Origin of the sequence: Spiroplasma endosymbiont of Dilophus febrilis (genome assembly GCF_964030685.1) — a bacterium.
Lineage (GTDB): Bacteria > Bacillota_I > Bacilli_A > Mycoplasmatales > Nriv7 > Nriv7.
This window is the reverse complement of sequence record NZ_OZ034912.1, coordinates 589,410-610,177: the sequence shown is the minus strand read 5'-3', so window position 1 is coordinate 610,177 and position 20,768 is coordinate 589,410. Positions and strand designations below refer to the sequence as shown.

Here is a 20,768-nt window from a genome sequence, read left to right as displayed (position 1 = left end):
TTTACTTGAAAAATAATTAATAAAACAAAATATTTAATATTAACAAACATATTCTTAATAAAAGGTTATAAAAACTAAGTAAAATGCTTATAAAAACAACATTAAAATAATTTTTTACAACAAAAATCATACATAAGAAATATATACTTAATTTGCATATTGAAATAATTTATAGTAAATGACTATTTTTTCTTTTTTAAAAAATACCTAAGAAAACTAAACGCGACCACTATGGCATTTTTAGTTGCAAAAAAATTAAAAGTAGATATAATTTAAAATGATTGAATTAAACAATTGCCTAGTTAGCTCAGTTGGTAGAGCAACCGGCTGTTAACCGGTAGGTCGTAGGTTCAAGCCCTACACTAGGCGCCATTTTAGGGCCCGTTGGTGAAGCGGTTAACACACACGCCTTTCACGCGTGCATTCACGGGTTCAAATCCCGTACGGGTCACCATTAAGTGATATAAATAATCTAACTTTACAATAAAGTTGGATTTTTTTGTTTTTATGATAATTTATTGGTGGTGTTATTTTATAGTAATTATTATATAATGAAACTATTGTAAATATTTAAGGAGTAAATTATGAGCAATAGTTTTTTAAAAAGCAATTGATTGTTAAGAACGCAAGACGATATTAGTGAAGTTAATTGATGCTACTAAAGTTATATATGAAATGTGAAAAAGAAACTTTGAATCAAGTTATAGCTTTAAGAAATAATAACCATACTAATACTAATAAGTTTTAGAAAGGGAAGATGTTAAAATTAATTTTTAGTGTGATAAAGGATGGAAAATTCATTAACAAATAAAATTCCTGTAGAAGTTGAACGGGCTATTAATGAAAATATTAATGTTATTTTTAATGGATTAATGCTCTCTGTAACTGATGAAAAATATTTAAATCTTTGATATCGATATTGAGGTTTGTTATTAATAATTTTAAGTTTTATTGTGATGTTGCCGGTAATTTTTTTATCTTTTATTTTTCAATGAGCAATGGTCATTCCTGTTTTTCTAATTATTATTACTATTATTTGTATATTAACTGGGATAACAATTTTATTTTTAAGAAATAAGGCTTGAACTAAGTTAATTAGTGCTTTTAATAATTTAGAAACATTAAGTAGTTTTTATTCATATTATACAAATATTGCTTATCCAGAAGTAGTCATTAGTGAAGTTAAAGCAGGACTCACTAATTTGCCAGTTAAACATCAAAGTTTCTATAATGATTTTTTTTATAAAAATACTTTTGTGGGTAAATATAAAGATTTTCCTTTTCAATTTGGAACTATTATTTATGAACATTTAACTACTAGCAGTGATAACAAAGGAAATTCTCATTTAAGAAGAACATATTATCGCAAGTTGTATTTAATTGCGAAAACAAAAGCAACAAATTTAATAACTACTGTTAATCGTGAAGATTTAAAAATTATTCGTTCGTTAAGAAAAAATAAAGATTGTTTTGAATCAGCAGAATTTGGCTCATTATTTAAATTACAAGATGATGATCCAATTAATTTAAGAAAACTTTTTACACCAATAGTTATGGAAAAATTAACAACAGTGGCTCTTGATAATAATAAGAAAATTCCGCAAATATTAATTAATAATGATGAATTTTCGTTTATATGAGATTTAGGTCCAGTTGCTAGTCCAAATTCCGAATTATTATGTTCTTTTCATAAAGTTCATTCTTTAAATCAAATTAGAAATGTTATTTTGGATAATGTTTATTATGATATTGAAATGGTTATAAAGTATTTGTGCTGGTTAGAAGCATTTAATGTTAATAATGAAAAAGGTTAAATTTTAAAATATAGTTGTTAGTGTAATATACCACAGACTTATGACAAGCACAAGAAGTTTTTTAAAAAGGGGTGGATTTATTTTTTTATTTAAAATTTTTATAAATAACGAGGGCGCATAAAGTTTTGTTAGGTGGGTAAAGATTTGAATAATTTTGAAAGAAAAGCAACTAAAAATTTATTACCTTTTTACTTGAAAAATAATTAATAAAACAAAATATTTAATATTAACAAACATATTCTTAATAAAAGGTTATAAAAACTAAGTAAAATGCTTATAAAAACAACATTAAAATAATTTTTTACAACAAAAATCATACATAAGAAATATATACTTAATTTGCATATTGAAATAATTTATAGTAAATGACTATTTTTTCTTTTTTAAAAAATACCTAAGAAAACTAAACGCGACCCGCGACCTTTATTAATTAAAGAATTGCAAAAACATTATGTTAATATTAATTATGACAAAATAATTGTTTGTGGTGATGGTGCTACTTGAATTAGAGAAATTGCCAATAGTTTTGGTAATGTTAGATATATTTTAGATGGTTATCATGCTATTAAAAAATTAAAACAAACTGCATTTAATATTATTTTTGAAAATCGTAAAGTAACACTAAATAGTTGAATTAAATTATATAAGGATGGAAATCATCAAGAATTAATCAAAAACATTCGTAATGTTGCTAAAAATGAATTAAATAAAGATATTAAAATAAATTTAAGAAAGGCGAGTAATTATTTCAGTAATAATAAGCAAGGTATTCATAATCAAAATTTAGAATGAAATATTGGTTGTAGCATTGAAAGTGATGTGTCACATTTGGTAAAACAACAATTAGGATATGGGGCGAAAATATATAATCATAAAAATTTAAATAACTTATTACATTTAAGAATGGCAAATTTAAACAAATTAAATGTATTACATTACATTAATGAAAATATTAATTCAGAAATAGAAATCAGAAAAGAAATATATAAAACTTCATTATGAAATAAATATAATAACAAAAATGATGATAGTTGAATTAACTATAAAGGTAATGCTGTAACAAATAAATATAATAGATTTAAGTAAGTAAAAATATTAGTTAAAATTTAATAAAATTAATAATTTTTGTTGTGTAAAAATTCAATAATATGATAAAATGAAAAAGAATAAAAATGATAATAACAAGAAAGGCAGGGTTAGTTTAGTAATTAAATAATATAATTAGCTGATTGTTTTACTTCTTCAAAGCAATACCTAAGAAAACTAAAGGGCGCATAAAGTTTTGTTAGGTGGGTAAAGATTTGAATAATTTTGAAAGAAAAGCAACTAAAAATTTATTACCTTTTTACTTGAAAAATAATTAATAAAACAAAATATTTAATATTAACAAACATATTCTTAATAAAAGGTTATAAAAACTAAGTAAAATGCTTATAAAAACAACATTAAAATAATTTTTTACAACAAAAATCATACATAAGAAATATATACTTAATTTGCATATTGAAATAATTTATAGTAAATGACCATTTTTTCTTTTTTAAAAAATACCTAAGAAAACTAAACGCGACCTTGTAATTTTTAATCTTTTATTACATAATATAAATAATTGAAAATATTTATTTATTTTTTAATATGAGCTTCAAAGGAGATTAATAAATGAGTTCAAAAGAAAAACCATTACATAGTTTTGATGATAGTAATGCTGTCCTTATTAAAGATCATATTTCACATGAAGAGACATTTGTTGAAGTATTTGAATATGCTTTTCAAAAATTACGCGATCCGTGATATAAGACATTTCTATTTGGCATTATGGCAGGTTTTTTTGTAGCAATTGCTTATGTTATTGTTATTGTTGCTTTATCAGGATTTATTATTAAAGACAGTAATGGAAATTTAAAACCTAATGGGATGCCTTCTGGTATGATTGCTTTAATTACAGGACTAACTTTTACGCCAGCAATATTAATGGTTATTTTTATTGGTGGGACATTATTTACTTCTAATTCATTGACATTATTACCAATAGTTAAAAGAGAAGCAAAACTGCGTCGCATGCTTGTAAATTTATCTTTAGTATTAGTTGGTAATTGTTTAGGAGCATTAATTGTTGCGATATCTACTTATTTAATGGGACATATGAAAGTTGATTCTGAGTTTTATAATGCTTTTAAGTATATTTATGATAAGAAAATCGGTTCTAGTCCGAGTAATCTTAATTGGACAGTTTTTTTAAAAAATTTTGTTAGTGGCATTTATTGTAATATTTTAATTGCGGGGTTGTTCTGAATGAATATGTCTGTTAAAAATTCAGCAACTAAGGTATTATTATGCTTCTTTGTAATTTTAGCATTTGGAATTTCTGGTTTTCAACATATTGTTGCTAATGCTTATGTTTGAATGACTGGTTTATTTTTAAATAATGGTATGGTTGGTCAAGATTTTGGAACATTTTCAATAATGAATATGCTACCAACATTGTTAGGTAATTTTATTGGTGGTAGTGTGGTATTACCAATGGTTTATTTATTAGTATTTAAAAAACGAATTAATGCAGAAATCGCTGCTGGAAAATTTAAAGGAACTAAATTATAGTATTAAGTACAATGAAAATGAACCACGGATTACTCCGTGGTTCATTTTATTAGTATATGATACCATCACCTGCACATTGGAAATGAGTTTGTAAAAGTTTATTTTCGTGGATTTGTATTAAGTGATGATATTGCTCCTTTAATTCTTTTAGTTCTTCGGGGCTAATTAGTTTTTCACAAATAAGACAAGTCACTATGTAGTCCTTTCAATTTCAATATTATATTTAGTAATCTTTTAATTTCCTTTATTATAACATTGAATAAATTGAATGGTTAGCAATGCTAACTAATTATTACATTATAGCCAGCTTCTTGAATTTTTTTAAGAATTAGTTGGGTATATTCTTTGTCTAATGTGTCAATCGTGAAGTCTAATTGCATTTGTTGTGATTTTAAATTAAGTTGATTAGGAGAGCGATTAAATTTTATAAATAACAGCATTATTAACTTTTAATAATTAAATATTTTTTTATTTATGGTTTTAGTTATAACAATATTTGTAATTATGTAATATACCACAGACTTATGACAAGCACAAGAAGTTTTTTAAAAAGGGTCGCGTTTAGTTTTCTTAGGTATTTTTTAAAAAAGAAAAAATAGTCATTTACTATAAATTATTTCAATATGCAAATTAAGTATATATTTCTTATGTATGATTTTTGTTGTAAAAAATTATTTTAATGTTGTTTTTATAAGCATTTTACTTAGTTTTTATAACCTTTTATTAAGAATATGTTTGTTAATATTAAATATTTTGTTTTATTAATTATTTTTCAAGTAAAAAGGTAATAAATTTTTAGTTGCTTTTCTTTCAAAATTATTCAAATCTTTACCCACCTAACAAAACTTTATGCGCCCAAAATAAACACAATTGACCAACTTTTAATACTAGCAATAGTTTTGCACACTAATAATGGAATAATAAAAAATAATGACGATAATAACGCCATAATCGTTGAAAAAATAAATATTATGGAAATAATAATCATTCTAACTGTTATTGTGACTTCACTATTAAAATCTAAAAATCATTTCGCATAATTAATAGCATTTAAAAAAATAGTAACAATAAATAAAACCTGACTTAAAATTAATATTAATCGTGCCATTATTTCTAAAAATGAACCATAGTAAATTCTTGTGGCATTAATATCTTGCTTTAAAGTAATAATGCGATTATTACTTTGATCTAATCGTTTTTTACCTAATTCATAAATATCATTACTTTCATTTAAATCATTTCTATTTAACATTTTTAACCATTCTTTCATTATTTAATAACACAATATTTTTAGCAACAACACTAACAATAATTTCTCTAAGCAAAAAAACTAATTCCCATTAAAATAATTTCTTCATCATTAAACCCAATAATATTCACAGTATATTTGTAGGCATTAAAATTAATCTGCTTAATTTCAATAATGTTTAACTTCCTTTTTAAATTTAATAAATTAAGATAATGATTTTCCGATAATATTGGTAAACTAACATCATCAATAATATTAAATTTTTTATTAGTTACAAGATAATTATAAAGATAATTATAAATTCCTTTTTTTACTCTATCTTTTCAATTATCATTTAAAAATTCTCAATCTTGAATTTTCTCTAAAACAAGTTTTGGAAATGAAATAGCAAAAGCAATATATTCAGCAATAGTTTTGTTGCGCTTCTGTTTCAATCGATTCGTTGAACTAATTAATAATTTCTGACTAGCAACTTTATTAGTATAATGATTAGTTACAATAAAAGGCTGAATTGGCAATTGCTCATAGGATTCATATAACTTATCAAGTTTAATATTAGTACTAATAAAATAAATATAAATTACTAAATCAGAATAATAAATTTTATTTTCTTCAATAAGAACTTGTGATGCATCATATAACTTTTCTCTAAAAGTATCTCAATCATTAATACTAGCACACTCATTAAGACATTGTGTAGTAATTATTGGTTTAATCTTAATATCATTATCAAACTCAATTGGATTTGCAAAAATAAAATCTCTTAATGAATCATTTACTTCGCGATAAATTTCTTTTCCTAATACTTTATCAGTAAACAATACCCGTTCACTAGTTAAATAACCAGTAGTAGCATTAGTTATATTATTTTGAGAAATTTGCTCTCTAGACCCTTGAAATGAATAAAAGTCAAAATAATTTTTATAAAACACATTTGTATTAATAATTTTTAAATTAAACGATAGTGAAAAAATATTAGCATTAACAACTTCATAAATATCAGGCCGATTAATCTCATATCTTTCAATATCTTTAACTAACACTTTTTTATTTTCACATCATCTTGAATAAAACTATTATCAATTTCTTTACTATTTTCAGCAGTAAGATATTTATAACGATAATCAAATTTTTTATAAGTTTTATTATTTGTCTGTAAAAATTTATTATTTTGAACATAATTTTTAAAATATTCTAATACTAAATTCTCTAATTCAATAAGCCGTAAACTTTTAAACTTATCATAGTTTTTAACATTAATTTTAGCACCATCTAAAAGTAACCTATCATTAACAATCCCCGGTGCTGAATCATCATCAGGAATTGGTTTAACAGTTAACCCTTCACCATCATCAGGATTAAGAATTTTAGGACTAATATCGGGAATTTTTTTATTATTAGTATCTTCTAAACTAATAGCATTGGTAAAAACACTAACCATATCTAATGTTAATAAATATACACCTGGAATAATTATCGCAATAACTGTAAAAGTTAAAATTAATCCTAATCACAATTTATTTTTACTAGCAATAGTTACTTTTTTAGTAATCTTATTAATATTTTTTCAATGGTTAGAATTTTTTTAATCAATATCATTTTCTCCTTTCAAAAATTATTAATAGTTTTTAATTTTATTCAACATTTACTTTTTAATTTTATATTTTTTATCAATTTAATGCAAATAATAACAAAATAAAATTATCCATTTTTATTTATTTAATAAATAAGAAATTGGAAAGTAAAAACATTCTAAATAATTTTAATTATTTAAAATTACTAAATAATCTATTTAATTAATTAAAATATGCTCTTAATTTTATTATGACATAAAAAAATAATATTTTTTTAAAAATATTATTTTTCATTTTTATTATTATTATGTTGAAAAATTTCCTTTAAAATAGTTGCTGTTGAAGCAATAGTTGCTAATTCTGATGGTACCACAATTTTAACAGCATTACCATCAGCAACTTTTTCAAATGATTTAAAAGCTTCCAAAGCAATATATTCCTTTGCTGGTTGAGCATCATTAATTAACTTAATCGCTTCTGCTTTAGCATTGGCATCTAATTCTACAGCTCTTGCTTTACCTTCTGCTTTCATAATTTCTGATTGTTTAATTCCTTCAGCTTCTAAAATTTTTGATTGCCGAAAACCTTCTGCTTTTAAAATTGATTCGCGTTTTTCTCGTTCAGCTCGCATTTGCTTTTCCATTGCTTCAATAATACTATGTGGTGGAATAATATTTTTAACTTCAACACGAATAACTTTAACGCCCCATGCATCACTAGCTTCATCTAAAATAATTCTTAATTTATTATTAATTTTTTCTCGTGATGTTAAGGTTTCATCTAACTCTAATTCACCAATAACATTTCTTAAAGTCGTTGCCGATAAATTTTCAATCGCACGATAAGGGTCTTCAGCCCCATAAGCAAATAATTTAGCATCAGTTACTTGAAAGAAAATTACCGTATCAATTTTCATGATTACATTATCCTTAGTAATAGAATCTTGTGGTGGAAAATCCATAACTTGTTCTTTTAAATTAACATCGCGAACAACACGATCAATAAACGGAATTTTAAAATGTAAACCAGATGTTCATGTTTTAAAATATTTTCCTAACCTTTCAATAACATATTGATGAGATTGCGGAACAATGCGAATTGAAAGTCCTAATGTAACTAAGGTAATAATCATTATTAATGCTAAAACAATTATTACTGCGATACCAATGATATTCATTTATTTTTTCTCCGTTTCATTTGTAACTAATAATTTAACACCTTTAATAGCAATAACTTTAACATATTGTTCTACTTTTAAAGGTTCATTATCATTAGAAGTTATTGTCCATAATTTACCCTCTGCTTTTGCTTCACCATTAAGGCCTTCCTCATCAAATGTTTTAATAACCTTTATTGTCTGACCAATTAATAAATCAACATTAGTTTTTGTTATTTGAATTTTTTTCATTGTTTTACTAATTAATGGTTTTAAACTAAGCAAACAAATAACACTAATAACAGCAAAAACAAAAATTTGTCAATAAAATGGAATTTGAAAGGCAGCACTAAATAAACTTGCCATCGCACCAATAGAAAATCAAATTGATGTTAAGTCCAATGATACTAGTTCAAAAACCAAAAATAAAATTGCAATTATTAATCATCCCACCATAAAGATAATATTTATAATTTCCATATTTAGTTTCCTCCATTTGCTTTTCTATAATTTGAATTATATCATTATTTTTAAAAATCTATAATTATAAGGTACCTAATTATTACTAATAAATATTTTAACTATTAAATACCAGTATTTTAGTTATCAGGGCGCATAAAGTTTTGTTAGGTGGGTAAAGATTTGAATAATTTTGAAAGAAAAGCAACTAAAAATTTATTACCTTTTTACTTGAAAAATAATTAATAAAACAAAATATTTAATATTAACAAACATATTCTTAATAAAAGGTTATAAAAACTAAGTAAAATGCTTATAAAAACAACATTAAAATAATTTTTTACAACAAAAATCATACATAAGAAATATATACTTAATTTGCATATTGAAATAATTTATAGTAAATGACTATTTTTTCTTTTTTAAAAAATACCTAAGAAAACTAAACGCGACCCCTATATAAGAATTAGTTAATATCAATGGATTTTTTATGTTATAATTATAGTCCATATTTAAAGAAACTATCTTTTAGGAGGAATTAATAACTAGTGGAAATTGATGATTGGCTTGTTTTTAATATGAGTTGACAAATTACATTATCTTGGTTAGCACCAACAATATTTATTTTATTATTTTTAAGTGCTTTTTTTTCAGCAATGGAAACAGCATTAACCTCAATTAATATTATTAGGATTAAAAATTTAGCAAAAACTAATAAAAGACAGGCAAAAAAAGCTAAAAGAGTATATCTTTTAGTTAAAGATTATAGTATTACGATTACAACGCTGTTAATCGCTAATAATTTAGTTAACATTGCTTTAGCGACATTTGTTACTTTCTTTTTTGATAATCAATTGGGTTTACCAACATATTGATCATTAATAATATCAACAATGTTTTCTTTAGTGATTGTATTGCTATTTGGAGAAATTATTCCTAAAAATATTGCGCGATGAATTCCTGAAAGGTTAGCTATTAGTTGTTCATGAGTGATTGTTGTGGTGCGGTTAATTTTTTACCCATTAGCTTATATGTTTTCAAAAATTAAATTAAAATCAGAGCATCCTTCAACAACAGAAAGAGAGTTATTAGAGCTTGTAAAAACTATTGAAAATGAAGGTGTTTTGGAAAAACAAGAGCGTCATTTAATTACTTCAGCAATTATGTTTGATGAAAAAACTGTTAAAGTGGCAATGCAGCCAAGAGATAAAGTAATAACAATTAATTACAATAGTTCTATTAGTGATATTAAGACTTTATATCGGCAAAAGAGGTTTACTAGAGTACCTGTAATAAATTCTAATACTAAAGTTGTTAAGGGAATTCTTAATGTTAAAGATATTATTATTAATACTCTTGATGATGAATCATTAACGATACCAGCGCTTTTGCAAAAACCGTTATTTTTGTCTAAAAATACCAAATTAAGTGTTGCCTTAGAAAAAATGCAAAAGAGTAAGATGCATTTAGCAATTGTAACAAGTAGTAAAACTAAAAAAGATTTTATTGGTATTATTACAATGGAGGATTTAATTGAAGAATTAGTTGGCGAAATTTATGATGAGCATGATGCAACAGGAAAAATTTATGAAATTGGACATCATAAATTTCAAGTAGTAGGAACAATTAAGTTAAAAAAGTTATTTCAAACTTTAAATGAATCAGTACCGGTAACAAATGCTAAGTCATTAAATGAATGATATCGTGAAATTAGCGGTGAAGCAAAAATTACTAAGAAAAGTCCAGAATTTCAATATAATAACTATATTTTCCGAATTATTAAAGTAAGAAATTCTTATGCTTCGTTTGAAATTGAAGTATTAACAAATAATAAAACTGAAAATTGAGAATAGTTAATTGGTTGCGGGCGCATAAAGTTTTGTTAGGTGGGTAAAGATTTGAATAATTTTGAAAGAAAAGCAACTAAAAATTTATTACCTTTTTACTTGAAAAATAATTAATAAAACAAAATATTTAATATTAACAAACATATTCTTAATAAAAGGTTATAAAAACTAAGTAAAATGCTTATAAAAACAACATTAAAATAATTTTTTACAACAAAAATCATACATAAGAAATATATACTTAATTTGCATATTGAAATAATTTATAGTAAATGACTATTTTTTCTTTTTTAAAAAATACCTAAGAAAACTAAACGCGACCGTTTCTACAGATTTTCTTGGGGAAAATATTGATTTTTTAGTAAAATACTATATAATTAAAAAAATAAGGTCCAAGTGGTGGAATGGTAGACACAATGGTCTCAAAAACCATCGGTTAATCCGTATCGGTTCGAGTCCGATCTTGGGCACCATTAATTTTAGAAAGAATTTTTGTTATGAAAATAATTAATTCAATAGATAATTCATTAATTAAGGATTTAGTCAAGTTAAAAGAGAGCAAGTATCGTAAAGAAAAGGAACAGTTTCTTATTGAAGGGTTTCACTTAATTGAAGAGGCTAAGAAACAAAATAAGTTATTAATGATTTTAACAACACAAGATATTGCTAATAAAATAGAAGATTTTAGTAATATAATTGTTGTTAATGAGCAAATTATTAAAAAAATATCTACAACTGTTAACCCACAACCAATTATTGGTGTTTGTAGTTTTTTAGATAACTATGAAGTTGATAAAAATTTAGTTGTCATGTTAGATAAGATTCAAGATCCGACTAATTTAGGAAACATCATTCGTAGTTGTGTTGCCTTTAATGTTCAAACATTATATATTAGTAATGATAGTGTTGATATTTATAATGATAAAGTAATTCGGACTTCAATGGGGGCGATATTTCATTTAAATATTATTAAAACTAATTTGGAACTTATTATTGCTAGTGTAAAAGATAAAGGTTTTAAAGTTTATGGTACAGTATTTAAAGAAGCTAATAATCGTTTGCGAGATGTAAAATTTAATAGTCAAGTAGCATTATTATTTGGTAATGAGGGTAAAGGAATAAATCCTCATTTATGACCATTGATTGATGATAATTTTTATATTCCAACATCAAATGGAGTAGAATCTTTGAATGTTGCTAATGCTTTAACTATTAGTCTTTATGAAATAATGAATCAAAATTAATGTAACTTTTTTAGTTGCATTTTTTTATGTCTTAGAGAGGAACTTATTAAATAAAAATGGTTAAGAAGATAGCATATGGTTGTTATTGCTACCACGATATATAAATTAAATGTTTAATTAAAAAAATAAAAATTTTAAAATAATAAACTAATAATGAAATAATGTTTCAAAGAAAAAAGTTTTTTTCACTTTATAGCGTATTAAAATAAAGTTGGCTTTAAGATATTTAATTAGTTAGTAAGGAAAGAAGGAATGTTAAGGTGAAAAAAATATTAATTATTGGTTCGGGAATTGTTGGTCTTGAACTTGCAAAGGAATTATTAGCACAATCTAATAATAAAATAACAATTATTGAAAAAAATCAAGATGTTTGTTCCGAAACATCAATTTTAAATTCAAATATTATTCATATGGGTTTTGACGCAACACCAGGAACTTTAAAAGCAATTTTGGGAATGCAAGGTCATAATATTTGAAAAAAAAGATATTTGGCGGATAAAAAAGCTAATAATGAGATTATAAAATATGCTCCTTCACAAGTATTGGGTTTTAATGAAGATGATGTTAAAATATTAGATCGGCTTTTAAAGCAAGGAATTGTTAATGGTATTAATAGTAATTTGTTAACATTAAATGCAAATTCATCTAGTAATAAAAATGTTAGCAAATATTTATTAGGCGTTGATTCTTATATTTTAAATGTTAAGAAATATGTAACGCTATTGCTTAAACAATGAGAAAATAATGATCGCATTAAAATTATTAAAAATTGTAGTTTTGTGGCATTAACAACTAAATTATTTTTTGATGGTCATAAAGATGTTATCCCATCTGATTTTGATTTAATTATTAATTGTGCTGGTCATGGGGCTCAGTTTAATATTGAAGAAACAAAAAACTTTAGTTTGTCATTAAGAAAAGGTCAGTATTTAGTTTGTGAAAATGAAGATAATATTGATGTGATATATTTTTTACCACCAACTAGTTTAGGAAAGGGGATATTAGTTGCTCCAAGCTTTGATAATAAAATAATTATTGGTCCAACAGCAGAAAATCATAATGATTATCATAATCACAATACAATTGTTTTAAAAACAGAAACTATTCAGGAATTAATTGCAACAGGGAAAAAAATAAAACCTGATTTAAATTTTAACATTACGAGTATGTTTGCTGGTTCAAGGTCAATTGAAGCAAAAAATGATTTTCATATTGAATGGGGTTCTGAAAAATGAATTAATGTTGTTGGTATATCTAGTCCTGGTTTAAGTGCAAGTCCGGCGATTGCTAAATATGTTGTTAATATGATTCAAGAAAAAGAATTAAAAAATAAAAATTAATAAAAATTAATAAAGATTATTAAGGATGGTAATAAAAAATATGAAAATTTGATTTGCAAAAATGTTTGCGTTTATGAAACCAGCAAAAGCAAAAGAACAATTAACTGAAGATTTTTTAATTAAAAAATATTTTAAATCTCATCAAGAGCGAGTATTTTGAATAGCAATAATATCATATATATTATATTATTTTATTAGAAGACAATGAAGTGTTGCTGGAAGTGATTTAATTAATAATGGTTTAATGACGAAAGATATTTATTCATTAGTTGGTATGGCAATGGGACTTAGTTATGGAGTTTCTAAATTTGTAATGGGTTCTGTTGGTGATCGTAGTAATGCGCGCTGACTCTTAGGAATCGGTTTAATTTTGTCATCATTAATGAATTTTGTAATGGGATGAACGGTTGGTATTAATATTACTAATATTGTATTAATGATGAGTTCAATGGCTTTAATTGGTTGATTTCAAGGAATGGGATGACCGGCTAGCGCTAGAAGTATGACTAATTGGTTTATTCCGAAAGAAAAACAAATGCGGATGACTTTCTGGAATACATCGCATAATTTTGGAACAGCAATAATTGCGATAATAATTATAATATCGCATTCATTATTAGAAGAATATATTGGTATTGCAGGTTACTTTATTTTGCCTAGTGCTATTGCTTTAGTTGGGGGAATATTAATTTGTATATTTATGAAAGACCGCCCAGAAAGTTTAGGTTTGTTATCAGTTGAAGAACATTATAAAAAGTATTACCCTGAAAAATTAGATATTGAAGTTAAAAAATTTGTTAGTGCTAATGGTAATAAAAATAAGCTTGTTGAAAAAACTTGATTTTATTATTTTAAAAAATATGTTTTATTAAATAAAAATTTGTGAATTATTGCTTTTGCTAATTTATTTATATATGTATTAAGAAATGGTGTTTCTGATTGAACATTAACTTTCTTTAAAGAACAGCATAATTTTGATGTTAAAAATCAAGGTAAATGATTATGAAGTATTTTTGAATGAATGGCAGTTCCAGGAACGATATTAATGGGATTTACTGCTAAAACATTATTTAAAGGAAGATTAACACCGATTATGATAGCAGCAATTGCTATTACGACATTATCAATTGTTGGTTTATGACAAGCTCAATATCAAAGTATTTGACAAATTGCTCTCTTTATGGGAATTGCTGGTTTTTGTATTTATGGTCCAGTTGCGTTTATTGGGATGCAAGCGATGGATTTATCAAATAAAAGAGTTGTAGCGACAGCTGCTGGTTTTACGGGGATATTTGGTTATTTTGGTGATGCTGTGATATCTAAAGTTGTTATTGGTTCGGGATTACAAAGTTTAAGCAATCGTTGGGATGCAACCTTTATATTTTTAATAGTTTGTGGTGTAAGTGCTTGTATATTATTATCATTAGTATGAAATAAATCGTATCACGATAATGAAAATGAATAGAATTTATAGTTATTATAATTAGATTTAATATTTACTTGTGATAAAAGAAAGATAAAAAAAGAAATTATATTTTAAATATAATTTCTTTTTTTATTAGGGTTTACATAGAATTTGTTATAATTAAACAAGTTATTATATGATAGTAGGGTGAAGTAAATGACAGAACAACAATTACAGGAATTATTAGTGCAAGCAAAAAAGGAAGTTAATGAATGTCAAGATTTAGACCTTTTACAAACTTTAAAAATAAAATATTTAGGTAAAAAATCGCAATTAGCTACTTTGTTAGGAACAATGCATAATTTAAAAAATGAAGCAAGAATTGCTTTAGGAAGGATGATTAATGTTTTTAAAAAGGAAATAATTAGTTTATTTGAAACTCAAGAAAAATTTTTAAAGGAAAAAAATTTGGCATTAGAATTAAAATCAGAAACAATTGATGTTAGTTTACCAGTGAATAGTTTTTTGATTGCTAATCGTCATCCTTTAAATTTAATTATTTGTGAGATTAGTGAAATTTTTGAACAGTTAGGGTATGAAATTGTGCAAGGACAGGAAGTAGATACTGATGAATATAACTTTGAAAGGTTAAATTTAGCTAAAAATCATCCAGCTCGTGAGATGCAAGATTCATTTTATTTAGATAGTAATTATTTGTTAAGAACACATTGTACTAATGTTACGGCTCGTTATTTAGAAAAATATAAAGATGCTTCTTTACCGTTAGCTATTGTTTCTATTGGTAATGTTTATCGTCGTGATGATGATGATGCTACGCATAGTCATCAGTTTATGCAAATTGATGGTTTTTTAGTTGCACCAAATATTTCCTTTGCTAACTTGAAATGAACTTTAAATTATTTAATTAAACGCTTATTTAACGAAGAAAGTAAAATGCGCTTGCGCCCCAGTTATTTTCCTTTTACGGAACCATCAGTTGAGGTGGATGTAAGTTGTACTAAGTGTGCTGGTATTGGATGTAGTATTTGTAAACATACAGGGTGATTAGAAATTTTAGGTGCTGGAATGATTAGTCCGAATGTTTTTATTAAAAATAATCTTGTTGCTTCTTTACAAGGTTTTGCTTTTGGTATTGGTATTGAGCGGATTGCAATGTTAAAATATGGTATTGAAGATATTCGTCATTTTTATAAGAATGATTATCGTTTTTTAAAGCAATTTAGAAATTTTTAGAATAATAGGAGCGTATATATGATTTTTACCCGTAAATTTTTAAATGAATATGTTGATTTAAAAAATATTAGTAATGAAGATATTGAACAAGCATTAAATGATAGTGGTTTTGAAGTTGAAAGAGTTTTTAGTTTTGATACTTTAAATACTAATATTGTTATTGGGAAAGTATTATCAAAAGTTAAACTTGCTAATTTTGATAAGTTATCGTATTGTATGGTTGATATTAATGAAGAGTTACCGATTCCTGTTGTTTGTGGTGCTAATAATGTTGAAGAAAATCGTTTTGTTATTTTTGCTAAAATTGGTGCTCATTTAGCCAATGGCATGATTATTGAAGAAAGAATGATTGCTAATAAGCCTTCATTAGGAATGATTTGTTCGTTACAAGAATTAGGAATCCCTAAGGAAGTTTTAGCTAATCAAGATGCTGTTGGGGTTTATTTATTTCCTGAGGATGTTAATTATCCATTAGGTAATACTAATCCTTTAAGTTATATTTTTGAAAATGATACTGCTTTTGTTATTAATTTGACCTATAATCGTAGTGACTGTTTAAGTGCTTATGAATTAGCTCGCGAGATAGCAGCATTCTTTAAATTGCCTTTAAAATCGTTAATAACTGATGATTTTTCTCATTTAGGAAATTTAGTTAATGATAAGTTATCATTAGACATTAAAATTGATAATAATCTTGTTAAAGCGATGAAAAATGTTACGGTGTTAATTGATAGTAGTGTCGTTACGCCAAAGTGATTATTTTCAAGACTTTGTTATGCTAATATTCGTCCAAATAATTTAATTCAAGATTTACTAAATTATGTTTCTTGAGAAACCGGACAACCATTAGTAGGTTATGATTTTTCAAAAATTAATAGTGAAATATCAATTCAAAAAGCGATGGCAGAAACGAAAGTTAATGACCAAGAGATATCTTTACAAGATTTTGTCATTGCTGGTGATGATATTATTGAAGTGTTAGGTGTTATGACTAACAAGAAATATGAAATTATTAATGCAACTAAACAATTTGTAGTTTTAGCATTACATTTAAATGAGAAGCAGATGTATGAGCAAAAGAAAAGATATTTATCATTACTTAATGCTAATAATTTATTACGATGGTCAAAACCATCAAATGGGCATAATTTAGAAATTGCTATCCAAAGGTTTTTAGAGTTATTAACATCAATTGTAGCTATTAAACAAGTATCACCAATAATTAATAATAAAGTGTTAGCGATAAAAAATGTAACGATAAAAACATCATTAAAAATTCAGAAAAGTATTTTAGGCATTAGTGATTTAACAAAAAAAGATATTATTGAATTTTTAAAACCGTTAGGGTTTTTAATTTCGGAATCGGGTATTAATGATGATTTAGTAATTACTGTCCCTAAGTATCGTCTTGATATTATGAATGAGGCTGATATTAGTGAGGAAATTGCTCGTAGATATGGTTATAACAATATTCCTAATATAATGCCATTATTTATACCATTAACTAAAGAAAAAAATTGAAGTAAATATATTTTAGAAACAATTATTAGTTATTTATTAAATCAAAATATTTTTGAAACAAAAACTTATAATTTAGAGTCAAGTATTAATTTAAATCGTTTTAATTTTTTTAATGTTACAAAACCTGTTAAGGTATTACAACCAATGTCGTTAAATCATCAGTATTTAAGAACTAATTTAGTAAATTCGTTGTTAACGATAGCCCAATATAATAATTTCCGAAAAATTAATGATATTAAAATTTATAGTTATGAAGATATTTATGATGATTTAAAATTTCATCATCAACAATTATCAATTTTATTGCAAGGTAAATGAATGGATATTCCTTATTTATCACAAGCAATTACTGTTGATTTCATTAATACTAAGGGATTATTGCAAGGAATATTGCGGAAATTAAACTTTAATGATCAAGATATTCAGTATGTTCCTTCAACATACGATGATTTGCATCCGCATTTACAAGCTAATGTTGTAATAAAAAATCAGCAAATTGCGATAATTGGTAAAGTGCATCCAAAAATTCAACAAGAATTAGATTTTAAAGATGATAATTTTATTATTTCATTAAATATGACATTAATTAATGAACTTTTTAAAGGCGATATTAAATATCAGACAATTATTAGAAATATGTTTTCTTGATTTGATTTGTCGCTTTTAGTTAATAAAGATACAAACTATGATAGTATTATTAAGCCATTGTTAAATATTAGTAATAGGTTAGTTGATTTGCAACTTATTAATGAGTATGAAAATGTTGATAAACTTGGTCAAGATAAAAAATCTTGAACTTTACGATTATTTTTTAATGATGCAAGAAAACAACTTACTGATGAAGATTTAAAAGAGCAGTATGATTTATTTTTAAAAGCAATGAAAGATTTAAAAGTTATGGTGCGTTAATCGTTATTTATTAACTAGAAAGGTATAAAAATGAAAACAATAATTAATGATAATTTTAAAAATGATGATGAATTACAATTAACAAAAAGAGAAATAGTAATTCGTAATTATAATCCTTGAAAAGCAATATTTTTTATGTGCTTGCCAACCGTTATAATTATGATTATTATGTCAACATATAATTTGATTGATAAGTTTTTAGCATTACAATTTGCTGATAGTTATGTTATTAGTACATTTTTAGAAAATAATCCTTTAATTGAACAAAATAATTTGCAAATGTTAGCTCGAAATATTATTAATGTTGCAACCCAATATTCTTCTTCAACAATTGGTTTATTGACAGCTTTTAGTTTATTTATTGCTATTGGGACATCAACAAGGTTTGGTATTGCTTATGGGGAAAGAAATAATCCATTAATATCGCGAACTATTGGTAATGGAATTTCTTTAATGATTATTGTTGCTATTGTTTTAACACCAATTTTAGTATTTACTAATGAACCGCTAATTGCTTTGCAATCAAAAAATTCGCAAATGACAAATCCTGAAGTATATAAAATTACTTTGCAGTTGGCAGTTGGTTATACGAAGTGGTTTATTTTCTTTTTATTTTTTGTATTACTAAGTAATTTTTTAATTAATTTATTAAGATCTGAAGGTCAAGGTTTTTGAGCAACAATTATTATTTTTACTTCAGTAATTGTTAATGTTGTTTTAGATATTGTATTAATGGTTTATGGTAAATTAGGATTAGAAGGGGCAGCGATTGCGACAGTTATTTCGTGACTTTGAAATATTATTTTTGCATTATTAGTTATCTATTTAGATCCGAAATCAAAGTTAAAAATTTATTGAGAAGATTTGAAAATTGAAAAAACGATTTTATATAATATTATTGCTATCGGAATGACACCATTATTTATTAATATTTCAGTTGCTGTTACATCAGCACTATCTAATTTTTTTGTTTCAATGTTAAGTAGTGAATTACCTCGGCCGGGTTTTACTGTTCCATGAGTTGTGCAATTATTTGCTGGGATTGCGCCATGAATTGCGTTAACTGATTCTCCTTTAATTGGTGTTAGTCAAGGCGGAAGGGCATTATTATCTTATTCTTATGGTGCTAAAGATTATCAAAGGATTTGGGATATTCTTAAAAGGATAATTTTAGTGCAATTTTTAATATTAATAATTACCGAATTAATTATTGGTATTTTTGGTAATGAAATGTTAAGTCTATTTATTTCTAATGTTGATACGACTTATCGGTGATATTTCTTGTTAAGTTATTTAGTTTATCCAACAGTTGTTGTGCCATATGTTGGGATTATTTTTTATCAATCAATTAGTCGTCCTAAGATGTCATTATTTTTTTCGGCGCTTCGTTCAATAATTGTTTTTATACCTTGTATTATTATTGGTTATTTCGTTGCTTTGGTAACTAAAAATGCTCATTATTATTTTTTATTTTTAGGTTTGGTAGCACCAATTTCAGCTTTGATATCAATCCCAATATTAATTATGACTTGAAAAAAATATCGTTCTTATTTAAAATTAAATAGTGCAAAAAAAGTGAGGAAGAGTAGTGGAATATTCACAAAGTTATTTAAAAAATAATCCAGTTATTAATTTGGATAATGTTATTACGATTAATCCCGAAGTGATAAGAGCTAGTAATAGTCATATTAAAGAAGTTAATTATGCGCATCTTAAAGGGACAATAATTTATAACTCACAAGTTAATTCATTAATTATTGATGTGCAAGTGACAGTAAGGATAACATTATTGTGTGCTTTAAGTTTACAACCTTTTAGTTGAACTAATGAATGAAATTGAAAGGATGAGTATGGTTTTGATTACTTTAATTGTAATTTAAACTATATTAATGAAAAAATATTTTATTTAGATAAGTATTTGTGAGATGAAATATTTGCAATAACTCCTATCAATTTAACAGTAAAAGATGTTAAAATATGTAAGAAAGGTAAAAAATGACAATTTATTACTGAAAAAGAAGTTTATAATTCTTTAGAACAAGATAGTCGTTGAATGCCCTTAAAAAAATTGAAATTAGAAAGTATTAAGGAGGATAAATAATGGCAGTTCCGTTTCGACGTATATCAAAAACAAGAAAAGCGAAAAGAAGAACACATTTTAAGTTATGACATCCAACATTAGTTAGTTGTACTAATTGTGGTGCAAATATTAAGCCCCATCGTGTTTGTAAAGAATGTGGTTATTACAAAGGCAAAGAAGCAGTTAAAATTGGTGAGTAAAATTTGTATTTAATTTCAAATGATAAAAAAAGAGCATTGCTTATAATAGCAGTGCTTTTTTTAAAATTTTTAATAAATTGTGTTAAATTTTATTGAAAAACTTGTTAATTAGGAATAT

18 protein-coding genes and 3 tRNA genes are annotated in these 20,768 nt (G+C 24.9%); 15 read left to right on the top strand and 6 right to left on the bottom strand.

The window, feature by feature from the left end:
• The first annotated feature begins 296 nt into the window (after nucleotides 1-296).
• From AAHF53_RS03245 to AAHF53_RS03225, 5 genes are all read left to right on the top strand, one after another.
• Nucleotides 297-372 (top strand) — tRNA-Asn (locus AAHF53_RS03245).
• A gap of 6 nt (nucleotides 373-378) precedes the next feature.
• Nucleotides 379-454, top strand: a tRNA-Glu gene (locus tag AAHF53_RS03240).
• Nucleotides 455-788: 334 nt separating this feature from the next.
• Nucleotides 789-1,814, top strand: a complete 1,026-nt coding sequence (locus AAHF53_RS03235) for a hypothetical protein (RefSeq protein WP_342189456.1) — start codon at nucleotides 789-791, stop codon at nucleotides 1,812-1,814.
• A 438-nt stretch (nucleotides 1,815-2,252) separates the two neighbouring features.
• Nucleotides 2,253-2,900: a UPF0236 family transposase-like protein gene (locus AAHF53_RS03230; protein ID WP_342189455.1), complete on the top strand. Its 648-nt coding sequence runs from the start codon at nucleotides 2,253-2,255 to the stop codon at nucleotides 2,898-2,900.
• Between the two features lie 573 nt (nucleotides 2,901-3,473).
• On the top strand, nucleotides 3,474-4,412 hold the full coding sequence (locus AAHF53_RS03225) for a formate/nitrite transporter family protein (protein WP_342189454.1): 939 nt from the start codon (nucleotides 3,474-3,476) through the stop codon (nucleotides 4,410-4,412).
• A 281-nt stretch (nucleotides 4,413-4,693) separates the two neighbouring features.
• On the opposite strand, the gene AAHF53_RS03220 is transcribed toward AAHF53_RS03225, so the two are convergent.
• The 6 genes from AAHF53_RS03220 to AAHF53_RS03195 all read right to left on the bottom strand — a co-directional run bounded on the left by AAHF53_RS03220 (nucleotide 4,694) and on the right by AAHF53_RS03195 (nucleotide 8,871).
• Nucleotides 4,694-4,852: a hypothetical protein gene (locus AAHF53_RS03220; protein ID WP_342189453.1), complete on the bottom strand. Its 159-nt coding sequence runs from the start codon at nucleotides 4,850-4,852 to the stop codon at nucleotides 4,694-4,696.
• 407 nt (nucleotides 4,853-5,259) lie between these two features.
• A complete protein-coding gene (locus AAHF53_RS03215; protein WP_342189452.1) occupies nucleotides 5,260-5,664 on the bottom strand; it encodes a hypothetical protein in 405 nt (134 codons plus the stop codon).
• A gap of 65 nt (nucleotides 5,665-5,729) precedes the next feature.
• A complete protein-coding gene (locus tag AAHF53_RS03210) occupies nucleotides 5,730-6,704 on the bottom strand; it encodes a hypothetical protein (protein WP_342189451.1) in 975 nt (324 codons plus the stop codon).
• The gene (locus tag AAHF53_RS03205; protein WP_342189450.1) at nucleotides 6,698-7,177 is read right to left on the bottom strand and encodes a hypothetical protein; all 480 of its coding nucleotides are present in this window, start codon (nucleotides 7,175-7,177) and stop codon (nucleotides 6,698-6,700) included. The genes AAHF53_RS03210 and AAHF53_RS03205 overlap by 7 nt, the downstream gene beginning before the upstream one ends.
• Nucleotides 7,178-7,518: 341 nt before the next feature.
• Nucleotides 7,519-8,412, bottom strand: coding sequence for an SPFH domain-containing protein (locus AAHF53_RS03200; protein WP_342189449.1), 894 nt, complete (start codon nucleotides 8,410-8,412; stop codon nucleotides 7,519-7,521).
• Nucleotides 8,413-8,871 carry an NfeD family protein gene (locus AAHF53_RS03195; protein ID WP_342189448.1) on the bottom strand — a complete coding sequence of 153 codons (459 nt, stop codon included), beginning with the start codon at nucleotides 8,869-8,871 and terminating at the stop codon, nucleotides 8,413-8,415.
• Nucleotides 8,872-9,398: 527 nt separating this feature from the next.
• On the opposite strand from AAHF53_RS03195, the gene AAHF53_RS03190 reads away from it, so the two are divergent.
• From AAHF53_RS03190 to rpmF, 10 genes are all read left to right on the top strand, one after another.
• Complete coding sequence (locus AAHF53_RS03190; RefSeq protein WP_342189447.1) at nucleotides 9,399-10,703, top strand: hemolysin family protein; 1,305 nt, start codon at nucleotides 9,399-9,401, stop codon at nucleotides 10,701-10,703.
• A 384-nt stretch (nucleotides 10,704-11,087) separates the two neighbouring features.
• Nucleotides 11,088-11,170, top strand: a tRNA-Leu gene (locus AAHF53_RS03185).
• A gap of 24 nt (nucleotides 11,171-11,194) precedes the next feature.
• A complete protein-coding gene (locus AAHF53_RS03180; RefSeq protein WP_338967169.1) occupies nucleotides 11,195-11,941 on the top strand; it encodes an RNA methyltransferase in 747 nt (248 codons plus the stop codon).
• A 260-nt stretch (nucleotides 11,942-12,201) separates the two neighbouring features.
• A complete protein-coding gene (locus tag AAHF53_RS03175; protein WP_338967166.1) occupies nucleotides 12,202-13,281 on the top strand; it encodes an NAD(P)/FAD-dependent oxidoreductase in 1,080 nt (359 codons plus the stop codon).
• Between the two features lie 40 nt (nucleotides 13,282-13,321).
• A complete protein-coding gene (locus AAHF53_RS03170) occupies nucleotides 13,322-14,746 on the top strand; it encodes an MFS transporter (RefSeq protein ID WP_342189446.1) in 1,425 nt (474 codons plus the stop codon).
• 156 nt (nucleotides 14,747-14,902) lie between these two features.
• Nucleotides 14,903-15,940 (top strand): phenylalanine--tRNA ligase subunit alpha, encoded by a 1,038-nt coding sequence (pheS, locus tag AAHF53_RS03165; RefSeq protein ID WP_342189445.1) that lies wholly within the window; start codon nucleotides 14,903-14,905, stop codon nucleotides 15,938-15,940.
• 18 nt (nucleotides 15,941-15,958) lie between these two features.
• Complete coding sequence (gene pheT, locus AAHF53_RS03160) at nucleotides 15,959-18,370, top strand: phenylalanine--tRNA ligase subunit beta (RefSeq protein ID WP_342189444.1); 2,412 nt, start codon at nucleotides 15,959-15,961, stop codon at nucleotides 18,368-18,370.
• 30 nt (nucleotides 18,371-18,400) lie between these two features.
• Nucleotides 18,401-19,990 (top strand): MATE family efflux transporter, encoded by a 1,590-nt coding sequence (locus tag AAHF53_RS03155; RefSeq protein ID WP_342189443.1) that lies wholly within the window; start codon nucleotides 18,401-18,403, stop codon nucleotides 19,988-19,990.
• Entirely contained in the window at nucleotides 19,959-20,471 is a 513-nt protein-coding gene (locus tag AAHF53_RS03150; RefSeq protein ID WP_342189442.1) for a hypothetical protein, read from the top strand. Before AAHF53_RS03155 ends, AAHF53_RS03150 begins: the two co-directional genes overlap by 32 nt.
• Nucleotides 20,471-20,650 (top strand): 50S ribosomal protein L32, encoded by a 180-nt coding sequence (rpmF, locus tag AAHF53_RS03145; RefSeq protein WP_338967155.1) that lies wholly within the window; start codon nucleotides 20,471-20,473, stop codon nucleotides 20,648-20,650. Before AAHF53_RS03150 ends, rpmF begins: the two co-directional genes overlap by 1 nt.
• Nucleotides 20,651-20,768 lie beyond the last annotated feature (118 nt).